At 63.3% G+C, this 9083-nt stretch carries 10 protein-coding genes and 1 pseudogene; 4 read left to right on the plus strand and 7 right to left on the minus strand.

Annotated features, from left to right (window positions below; translation table 11 throughout):
- The first annotated feature begins 217 nt into the window (after positions 1-217).
- Positions 218-876 (plus strand): annotated as a pseudogene (locus tag BVER_RS25425) (CoA pyrophosphatase).
- 120 nt (positions 877-996) lie between these two features.
- Positions 997-1932 (plus strand): CobD/CbiB family protein, encoded by a 936-nt coding sequence (locus BVER_RS25430; RefSeq protein WP_050455623.1) that lies wholly within the window; start codon positions 997-999, stop codon positions 1930-1932.
- On the opposite strand, the gene BVER_RS25435 is transcribed toward BVER_RS25430, so the two are convergent.
- From BVER_RS25435 to BVER_RS25445, 3 genes are read right to left on the minus strand one after another with little or no spacing between them, the layout of a single operon-like run.
- A complete protein-coding gene (locus BVER_RS25435; RefSeq protein ID WP_050455624.1) occupies positions 1933-2256 on the minus strand; it encodes a putative signal transducing protein in 324 nt (107 codons plus the stop codon). It abuts the gene before it with no gap.
- The gene (gene rsgA / locus BVER_RS25440; RefSeq protein ID WP_050455625.1) at positions 2253-3191 is read right to left on the minus strand and encodes a ribosome small subunit-dependent GTPase A; all 939 of its coding nucleotides are present in this window, start codon (positions 3189-3191) and stop codon (positions 2253-2255) included. Before rsgA ends, BVER_RS25435 begins: the two co-directional genes overlap by 4 nt.
- Entirely contained in the window at positions 3188-4456 is a 1269-nt protein-coding gene (locus BVER_RS25445; RefSeq protein ID WP_050455626.1) for a M48 family metallopeptidase, read from the minus strand. The genes rsgA and BVER_RS25445 overlap by 4 nt, the downstream gene beginning before the upstream one ends.
- Positions 4457-4578: 122 nt before the next feature.
- On the opposite strand from BVER_RS25445, the gene orn reads away from it, so the two are divergent.
- Complete coding sequence (orn, locus tag BVER_RS25450) at positions 4579-5190, plus strand: oligoribonuclease (RefSeq protein ID WP_050455627.1); 612 nt, start codon at positions 4579-4581, stop codon at positions 5188-5190.
- Here orn and mog read toward each other — a convergent pair.
- Positions 5187-5807, minus strand: coding sequence for a molybdopterin adenylyltransferase (gene mog / locus BVER_RS25455; protein ID WP_083452350.1), 621 nt, complete (start codon positions 5805-5807; stop codon positions 5187-5189). The genes orn and mog overlap by 4 nt on opposite strands.
- Complete coding sequence (gene yjgA / locus BVER_RS25460; protein ID WP_050455628.1) at positions 5791-6390, minus strand: ribosome biogenesis factor YjgA; 600 nt, start codon at positions 6388-6390, stop codon at positions 5791-5793. Before yjgA ends, mog begins: the two co-directional genes overlap by 17 nt.
- A gap of 178 nt (positions 6391-6568) precedes the next feature.
- Here yjgA and pmbA point away from each other — a divergent pair, with 178 nt between their 5' ends.
- Positions 6569-7939: a metalloprotease PmbA gene (pmbA, locus tag BVER_RS25465; protein WP_050455629.1), complete on the plus strand. Its 1371-nt coding sequence runs from the start codon at positions 6569-6571 to the stop codon at positions 7937-7939.
- 72 nt (positions 7940-8011) lie between these two features.
- Here pmbA and BVER_RS25470 read toward each other — a convergent pair whose 3' ends face one another.
- Together BVER_RS25470 and BVER_RS35360 are read right to left on the minus strand one after the other, a co-directional pair.
- Positions 8012-8500 (minus strand): dihydrofolate reductase, encoded by a 489-nt coding sequence (locus BVER_RS25470; RefSeq protein ID WP_050455630.1) that lies wholly within the window; start codon positions 8498-8500, stop codon positions 8012-8014.
- Positions 8501-8599: 99 nt separating this feature from the next.
- Positions 8600-8731 (minus strand): hypothetical protein, encoded by a 132-nt coding sequence (locus tag BVER_RS35360; RefSeq protein WP_269750805.1) that lies wholly within the window; start codon positions 8729-8731, stop codon positions 8600-8602.
- Between the last annotated feature and the right edge of the window lie 352 nt (positions 8732-9083).

The raw sequence follows: 9083 nt of genomic DNA on the forward strand, positions 1-9083 counted from the left end.
GGCATGCCTCGCCTCACATAACCTCAACTTCCCGAACCGCCCGGTGCGGACCCGCACGCCGGGTGGTGTGGCAGGGTGGTGTGGCAGGGGACCGGCCAGCTTGCTGGCCGCCCCTATGCCGATTGGTGTGTTCAAATTGAGACTTCGACAGTCCATCCTCCGACCCGTGTCCACGCCAGGCAAGACCTCGACTCCACGCATCCTCGAACCTGAAAAGATGCCCGTTCTTTCGACGGGCGAAGACTTGCCGCCAGTCTCGCCCGAGCGTCTGACGCCGGATGGCCTGCGCGCGCGCTTTGCGATGAATCTCGACTGGACGCAGGAGGCGCGCGAACAGCGCATCAAGGCGATCGGCGGCGATCCGCGCGTGGCGTCGGTGCTGGTGCCGCTGGTGTTGCGCGAAGGCGGCCTCACCGTGCTGCTGACGCAACGGGCCGACCATCTGTCCGATCACGCGGGACAGATCAGCTTCCCCGGCGGTCGCCGCGAACCCGAAGACATCGATGCCGCCGCCACCGCATTGCGCGAGGCGCAGGAAGAAGTCGGCCTGAGCGCGGAGCATTGCGAGATCATCGGCGCGATGCCCGAGTATCTGACGGGCACGGGATTCAAGGTCACGCCGGTGGTCGCGCTGGTGTTTCCGCCTTTCACGCTGCAAGCCGATACGCGCGAAGTCGCCGATATTTTCGAAGTGCCGCTCGCCTGGCTGATGAATCCCGCCAACCACGAAGTGCGCATCTTTCGCTGGGAAGGCGGCGAGCGTCGTTTTTTTGCCATGCCGTACACGCCCGCCGAAAACAAGGCTCCGTATTCATCTGGGGCGCAACGGCCGGCATGTTGCGCAATTTCTATCGCTTTCTCGCCGCTGGATCGTAAGGACGCAGGATGCATGCACCGTGACGATGGCCCGCGCGATTACTTAGCGCGCAAAGGGCGGCGGGCGCTGTGCTATCGTTACGCGAAACTCGAACTAACCCGAATGTTTCGGCGCTTCGCATGACTTTTTTCTCCGTATTGCTGGCTCTCATCATCGAGCAGGTGCGCGCGTTGTCGCCGCACAATCCGATCGCGGCGTTGCTTCACTATCATGCGGAATCCACGGCCCACGGTTTCGATGCGGGTAAGGAGAAGCACGGTCTGATCGCGTGGCTGGTCGTCGTGCTGCCGTGGACGCTCGTCGTCGCCCTCATTTACTACGTGCTGTATCAGATCAACTTCGTTCTGGCGTTTCTGTGGAACGTGGTGATCGTCTACTTCACGCTCGGCTTCCGGCAGTTCAGCCACTATTTCACCGATATCCACCTCGCGCTGAACAACGACGACGTGCCGCGCGCGCGCGAAGTGCTGGCCGAGTGGACCGGTATCGATACCGTCGACATGCCTGTCAGCGAAATCGTGCGGCAGACGCTGGTGCACGCGGTCGTGGCGTCGCATCGGCACGTGTTCGGCGTGTTCTTCTGGTTCCTGATTCCGATCGGCCCGGCGGGCGCGGTGTTCTATCGCATCGCGGAATATCTGGCGCGGGCGTGGGCGGAGCCGAATCCCGAGCGCACGGCCGCGTTTTCGTCGTTCGCGCAGCGGGCGTTTTTCGTCATCGACTGGATTCCGGCGCGTTTGACGGCGCTGGGCTTTGCCATCGTCGGCAATTTCGAGGATGCGATCTACGCTTGGCGCAACCACGCGCGTCAGTGGCCGGATGCGAACGAGGGCGTGTTGCTCGCGGCCGGCAGCGGTGCGCTCGGCGCGCGTCTCGCGGGGCCGCTGGCGGAGCCGTTGAGCGTCGAAGCGCTCGCCGTCGGCGATGCCCCGTTGCCCGTAGGCGACGACTGCACGCCGCGCACGCTGCAATCGGCGGTCGGTCTGGTGTGGCGCGCGGTCATTCTGTGGATGTTGCTGCTGTTGATGCTGACCATCGCCGTCTGGCTGGCCTGATCAGTCATCTAACGGATCGCGCGCCGTCTGACAGTTCCAGCAAACCGTGAACTGCGCTTCCAGCGATTCCCCGCAATGCTTGCATCGCCACGGCCGGGCGTTCGCGTCCGGTCCGTTCTTCGCGCGCTCCAATAAGCGCAGCGCCAACGCCTCGTCGCGATCGTCGACGATCCATATCTCCGGCGCGCACTGATCCGCCGGAATCTCTCCCATCGCGCCGCTCAGATAGCGGTTATGCAACTCGCACGGCACGCCTGCGGTCGCGAGCACATTCATCCAGTGTTGCGCCGTGATGAGGTTGGGTATCCGCGTCAGGCGTTTCATCGGACGATCTGGCTGGCTTCGTGGACGAGTTGCGCGTACAGCGCGTGGCGCTCGGGCCGGATATCGCCCGACTCGATGGCTTCCAGCACCGCGCAGCCCGGCTCGTGCAGATGATGGCAGTTGTAGAAACGGCACTTGCCGAGATACGGCCGGAAATCGGCGAAGGCGCGTTCCAGCTGGCTTTCGGTCAGATGATGCAGCCCGAACTCCTGAAAGCCCGGCGAATCGATCAGCGAGCCGCCTTCCGGCAGATGGTAGAGCCGCGTGAACGTCGTCGTGTGGCGGCCGCTGTTCAGCGCCGTCGAAATCTCGCGCGTTGCCGCGTCGGCGTCGGGGATCAGCAGATTGACCAGCGTGGATTTGCCCATGCCGGACTGGCCGAGCAGGATCGTCGAGCGATCTTTCAGACGCGCGTCGAGTTGTGGATGCACGTCGCCGGGCGCCATTTTCGCGGACAGTTCGATCACCGTGTAGCCAAGCGCGCGATACGGCGCAAGACGTTCGCGCGCGAGCGGCAGCGCGCCTTCCACGTCGATCTTGTTCAGCACGATCAGCGATTCCAGTCCGTGCGCCTCCGCCGCGATCAACGCGCGGCCGAGCAGGTCTTCGCTGAAGTGCGGTTCGGTCGCGAGCACGATCAGCAGTTGATCGAGATTGGCGGCGAACAGCTTCGACTTGAACTGATCCGAGCGATACAGCAGATTGCGCCGCTCGCCGATCTCGACGATCACGCCCTGATCGGCCGATTGCTGCTCGTAATGCACGCGATCGCCGACGGCGACCTCGCTCTTCTTGCCGCGCGGGAAGCATTGCGGCATCGCGCTTCCATCTTCCGGCGCGACCAGATAATGCCGTCCGTGCGCGGCGATGACGACGCCTTCGAGACGCGCGCCGGAGCCCGCGCGCTTTTGCTGACCAGATGCGTTGCGCGTCATGCGGCGTGCTGCATCAATCGGTCGATGCGCTGCGACGCGGGCGGATGCGAGTAGTAGAACGCCGTGTAGATCGGATCGGGCGTGAGCGTCGACGCGTTGTCATCGTAGAGCTTCACCAGCGCGTTGACGAGATCCTTCGGATCGGTCTGGCTGGCGGCGAAGGCATCGGCTTCGAACTCGTTCTTGCGCGATGTCAGGCTGCCGAGCGGCGTCACGAAGAACATGAACACCGGCAGCACGAGCATGAACAGCACGAGCGCGAGGCCATTGTTGCCGCCGATCAGCGACGGCCGCACGCCGAGGCCTTCGTAGAACCAGGTCGTCTGCACGAGCCAGCCGAGCAGGGCGAGCATCGCGAGGCTGATGCCGAACATGACGATCATCAGCTTGAGCACGTGACGGTGCTTGAAATGGCCGAGTTCGTGCGCGAGCACGGCCTCGATTTCGCTGCCGGACAGACGCGCGAGCAGCGTATCGAAAAAGACGATGCGCTTGGCCGCGCCAAAGCCCGTGAAATACGCGTTGCCGTGCGCCGAACGGCGGCTGCCGTCCATCACGAACAGACCTTTGGCCGCGAAGCCCGTGCGCGACATCAGATTTTCGATGCGCTTGACGAGCGCTTCGTCCTTGAGCGGCTCGAACTTGTTGAACAGCGGCGCGATGAAGGTCGGATAAATGACCATCGCGAGCAGCTGGAACGCGACCCAGACGAACCACGTCCACAGCCACCAGTACGCGCCCGCGCGATCCATCAACCAGAGCACGAGCAGCAACAGCGGCGCCCCGATGATCGTGCCGATCACCACGCCCTTGATCAGATCGACGAAAAACAGCTTCTTCGACATACGGTTGAAGCCGAATTTCTCTTCGATGACAAAGTGGCGAATGTAGTCGAACGGCAGATCGATGAGACTCGTGATCGCGATGACCGACGCCACCAGCGCGATCTGTCCGAGATAGCCGCGTCCGAGCGCGCCGCTGATCGCCATGTCGAGCGCCTGCACGCCGCCGAGCAGCGTCAGCGCGACCAGCACGACGGCGCTGGTGACGACTTCGATCATGGTGAGGCGCGTGCGCTCGACGGTGTAATCCGCCGCGCGTTGATGCGCGGTGAGCGGAATGGTGTCGCTGAATTGCGACGGCACGCCGTTTCGGTGCGCCGCGACATAGCGGATCTGGCGCGACGCGAGCCAGAGCTTGGTCGACACCATGCCGACCAGGGCGACGACGAAGATCGTCGAGAATGCGAGCGTGAGGTTGGTCATCCCGGGGATTTCCGATTGAACTATGCGAGAATTATAGGTTCTAGCCCGTGCCAGCGTTGTCACATCCTGCAATCGTGACGATAGCGGCCCAACATGGCTGTTTCCTCTCTCAGGCCGCTTTCATGACCGACATTTCCACCTCATCCGCATCTGACGACACCACGCTCGTGCGCAGCGACATGAACCTCGTGTGGCTCGACATGGAAATGACCGGACTCGATCCGGACAACGACCGCATCATCGAAATCGCCGTGGTCGTGACGAATTCGACGCTCGACAAACTGGTGGAAGGGCCGGTGCTGGCGATCCATCAAAGCGAGGAAGCGCTCGGCCGCATGGACGAGTGGAATCGCAACACGCACGGCCGTTCGGGGCTGACCGAGCGCGTGAAGGTGTCGACGGTGGACGAAGCGGAAGCCACGCGGCAGATTCGCGCGTTTCTCGGCCAATACGTGCCGCCGGGCAAGTCGCCGATGTGCGGCAATTCGATTTGCCAGGACAGCCGTTTCATGGCGCGCTGGATGCCGGAACTGGAGACGTTTTTCCACTACCGCAATCTGGACGTCAGCACGCTGAAGGAGTTGTGCCGCCGCTGGCAGCCGGCCATCTACAAGGGTTTCCAGAAGCGCGCGATGCACACGGCGCTGGCCGATATCCACGAGTCGATCGACGAACTCAAGTACTACCGCCAGCATTTCCTGATTCCGTCGACGCCCGCCGCCGACGCGTCTTAAGCTTTCGGCGACCGAATCGCGCTTTTCGGACGAAACGCGGCCACGACTTCGGGCCGCGTTTCCATATCCGGTCCGCCGATCAGATCGATGCAATACGGCACCGCCGCGAAAATGCCCGGCACTTTCTGTTTGCCGTCGGCATCCTTCAAGCCTTCCAGCGTTTCCCTGATCGACTTCGGCTGACCCGGCAGATTGACGATCAGCGCCGCGTGATCCGCCGTCTCGCGAATGACCGCGACCTGACGCGAGAGAATCGCCGTCGGCACGAAGTTCAGGCTGATCTGGCGCATCTGTTCGCCGAAACCGGGCATCGGTTTGGTGGCGACGGCGAGCGTCGCCTCGGGCGTCACGTCGCGGCGCGCGGGGCCGGTGCCGCCGGTCGTCAGCACGAGATCGCAGCGGTGCGTATCGACCAGTTCGACGAGCGTCGCGGAAATGGTCGCGGCATCGTCGTGGATCAGGCGCGTTTCGGCGCGCCACGGCGACGCGAGCGCCGCGCCCAGCCATTCCTGCAGCGACGGCACGCCCTTGTCCTCGTAGACGCCTTGCGACGCGCGATCGCTGATCGACACCAGCCCGACGATCAGCTCATCCGAATGATTACGCTTCGTCGTCATCGCGATCGTCCTCGTCGCCGTCGTCTTCCGATTGGTCTTCCACGCCCGCCGCGTTCTGGATCCATTGGAACAGTTCGCGGTAGTAGCGCGGCGGGCGCTCCTTGCGCGCGTTGCGAATCAGCGTGCGGCCTTCCTGCGCGTCGACGCCGGGATGCTTTTCGATGAAATCGGTCAGCGCTTCATCTTTGTCGAGCAGCAGTTCGCGGGTGCGCTCGATCCAGTGCAGACGCGCGGTTTCCGCCTTGTTCACGCCGCGATGCGTGTCGAGCGCGGTGCGCAGCGCGGCGACTTCGTCTTCGGTCAGCGAGCGCATGACCTTGCCGACGTATTGCAGCTGACGGCGCTTGCCTTCATGGTCGGTGATGCGACGCGCCTCGCGCACGGCGTCGTCGAGATGCTCGGGCATAGGCATGCGCTTGAGCGCGTCTTTCGGCAGCTCGATGAGCGCCTGGCCGAGCTCCTGCAGCGCGTGCATGTCGCGCTTCAGTTGCGATTTGGACGGGCGATCGTAGCCGTTGTCGTCGGCGTCGGTGGCGGCGTCAGAATCTGCCTTGATGGGTTGAATGCGGGTTTTACGGTTCATCCCGACATTGTAGCTTGCGCGATGCGGCCTCCGGACGCGCCCGACGAGTGAACGCGCGCACTCCTTGTTATGATCGCAGGATGAGCCGAGCGGCTCGACGGCAACGAAGCAGCAACGAACATGCGCGGGCGCGGGCCGCTCCGATATCCTCAGGCAACGAACCTTAGGCAAAGACAAAATGGCAGCAGACATGGACGTCAAGCAACGCTACTTTCCGCACACGCAGGACGAGCTCAAGGAGATCGCCTCCGACATCCTGCGTTACGCGAAGGAGCTCGGCGCGAGCGACGCCGCCACCGAAATCTCCGAGGGCGATGGCCTGTCGGTCAGCGTGCGGCGCGGCGAGGTCGAGACCATCGAGCACAATCGCGACAAGATGGTCGGCGTGACGGTGTTCATCGGCAAGAAGCGCGGCAACGCGAGCACCGCCGATTTCACGCGCGAGGCGCTGCGCGACACGGTCGCGGCGGCGTACAATATCGCGCGCTTCACGGCCGAAGACAGCGCGGCCGGTCTCGCCGAAGAAGGCCTGCTGGAAAAATCGCCGCAGGATCTCGATCTCTATCATCCGTGGGACGTTGACGCGGAAGAAGCCGCCGAAATCGCGCGTCGCGCGGAGGCGGCGGCGTTCGCGGTGGACAAGCGCATCGCCAATTCGGAAGGCGCGAGCGTGTCGGCGCAGCACTCGCAATTCGTACTGGCGACCTCGCGCGGTTTCATGGCGGGCTATCCGTACTCGCGGCATTACATCGCGTGCGCGCCAATCGCCGCGGCCGGGCGCGACATGCAGCGCGACGACTGGTACACGTCGAAGCGCAACGCCATCGAACTCGCCGATCCGGAAGCCGTCGGCCGTTACGCGGCGGAACGCGCGCTGGCGCGTCTCGGCGCGAAAAGTCTCGACACGCGCAAATGCCGCGTGCTGTTCGAAGCGCCGCTGGCGGCGGGCATCCTCGGCGCATTCGTGCAGGCGGTGAGCGGCGGCGCGTTGTATCGCAAGACCACGTTTCTGGTCGATAGCCTCGGAAAACCGGTGTTCGCGCCGCATATCCAGATTCTCGAAGACCCGCATCTGCGCGGCGGCGCGGGCAGTGCGCCGTTCGACGAAGAAGGCGTGCGCACGCAAAAGCGCAAGGTCGTCGAAGACGGCGTCGTGCAGGGCTATTTCCTGTCGACGTATTTCGCGCGCAAGCTCGGCATGCAGACGACCGGCAACGCGGGCGGCTCGCACAATCTCACGATGAAAAGCACGCACACGAAGCCGGAAGACGATTTCGAAGCGATGCTGAAAAAGCTCGACACCGGCCTGCTGCTCACCGAACTGATGGGGCAGGGCGTCAACTACGTGACCGGCGACTACTCGCGCGGCGCGTCGGGTTTCTGGGTCGAGAACGGCAAGATCCAGCATGCCGTGGAAGAGATCACTGTCGCGAGCACGCTACAGGAGATGTTCCGCCATATCGAGGCGATCGGCGCGGATACGGTCGTGCGCGGCACCAAGGAGATCGGTTCGGTGCTGATCGAGCGGATGACGGTGGCCGGACAATAAACGTCCGGAACCATCGAGATTTGGACTGAGAAGGCCCCGTTCGCGGGGCCTTCGTGTTTCTTGCGCGAGACGTCAGGTCTTACGCACGTAAGTGACGAAGGCGTAATCGAACGCGTTCGGCTCATTCGCGCGATGCGGCTCGCGCGACACTTCGCGCCACACGGCCGGATCTGGCGCGGGAAAGTGCGTGTCGCCGTCGAAATCGGCGTCGATTTCCGTGACGATCAGCTTGTCCGCGCGCGCGAAGCCGTCCTGATACAACTGCGCGCCGCCGATCAGAAACGCTTCGTCGGCGGGCGCGAGGTCGAGCGCGGCTTCGAGACTCGTCACCGTATCGCAGCCTTCGTAACGGCGCGTGGCATCGCGCGACACGACGATATTGCGTCGTCCCGGCAGTGGCCGGCCGATCGACTCATGCGTCTTGCGACCCATGATGATCGGCGCGCCCATCGTGGTGCGCTTGAAAAAGGCGAGGTCTTCCGGCAGTCGCCAGGGAAGTTGGTTGTCGCGGCCGATCACGTCGTTGCGCGCGCGGGCGACGATCAGGGTCAGCGTCGTCATGAGAGCGGGAAGTCGAAGCACGGATCGACGCGCACCGTCCGCGCGTCTCGGGGCCCCGATTCTAACTGACGCGAACCGCGCGACACGAACCGCGCGGCGTCAGCGTTCCGGCGCGTCGTCGGATGCGTCCGGCTGCGGAAACGGCGCGGGCGTGATTTCGTCCCACAGCGTCACACTATGCGTGATGAAAGCCGTGCGTGTAGATCGCTCGAACGATTTTGTCCTCGACATCGCGCGGGGCGCGCGCGTGCGCTCAGGCGTCTTCACCGGATTACGCAGCGTCGTGCGGGTGAGCGGCGTGCGAATCGCCGCGTGGTAAGGAATTATCGAAGGCCATCTCGGATGACAATATCGAGGTAACTATTCCCGGATTCGAATAATCTGGAATAAACCAGTTGCCAGGCCGGTAATAGTAAAGAGTGATTTCCGCAAAGGGTCCTTTGTGAACGATCGGACTATTTAGTCGGCCCTTCAGAATTAGTCGAAGTCAAGGGTGGCAAGGGGCCGCCGGAAGATCGTGTTTCCCAGAACTCCCAGAAGCAATATTGATCTGAATGGTTTCCTGGGAGTTTGGAACTTCGCC

This window comes from Candidatus Burkholderia verschuerenii, assembly GCF_001189365.1.
Classification (GTDB): domain Bacteria; phylum Pseudomonadota; class Gammaproteobacteria; order Burkholderiales; family Burkholderiaceae; genus Caballeronia; species Caballeronia verschuerenii.

Excerpts from the sequence above, each read along its gene's own strand:
- pmbA (WP_050455629.1), top strand. The coding sequence starts at position 6,569 with ATGGCAGCAGACATGGACGTCAAGCAACGCTACTTTCCGCACACGCAG.
- orn (WP_050455627.1), top strand. The coding sequence starts at position 4,579 with ATGACCGACATTTCCACCTCATCCGCATCTGACGACACCACGCTCGTG.
- BVER_RS35360 (WP_269750805.1), bottom strand. The coding sequence starts at position 8,731 with ATGTCGAGGACAAAATCGTTCGAGCGATCTACACGCACGGCTTTCATC.
- mog (WP_083452350.1), bottom strand. The coding sequence starts at position 5,807 with ATGACGACGAAGCGTAATCATTCGGATGAGCTGATCGTCGGGCTGGTG.
- yjgA (WP_050455628.1), bottom strand. The coding sequence starts at position 6,390 with ATGAACCGTAAAACCCGCATTCAACCCATCAAGGCAGATTCTGACGCC.
- rsgA (WP_050455625.1), bottom strand. The coding sequence starts at position 3,191 with ATGACGCGCAACGCATCTGGTCAGCAAAAGCGCGCGGGCTCCGGCGCG.
- BVER_RS25470 (WP_050455630.1), bottom strand. The coding sequence starts at position 8,500 with ATGACGACGCTGACCCTGATCGTCGCCCGCGCGCGCAACGACGTGATC.
- BVER_RS25445 (WP_050455626.1), bottom strand. The coding sequence starts at position 4,456 with ATGACCAACCTCACGCTCGCATTCTCGACGATCTTCGTCGTCGCCCTG.
- BVER_RS25435 (WP_050455624.1), bottom strand. The coding sequence starts at position 2,256 with ATGAAACGCCTGACGCGGATACCCAACCTCATCACGGCGCAACACTGG.
- BVER_RS25430 (WP_050455623.1), top strand. The coding sequence starts at position 997 with ATGACTTTTTTCTCCGTATTGCTGGCTCTCATCATCGAGCAGGTGCGC.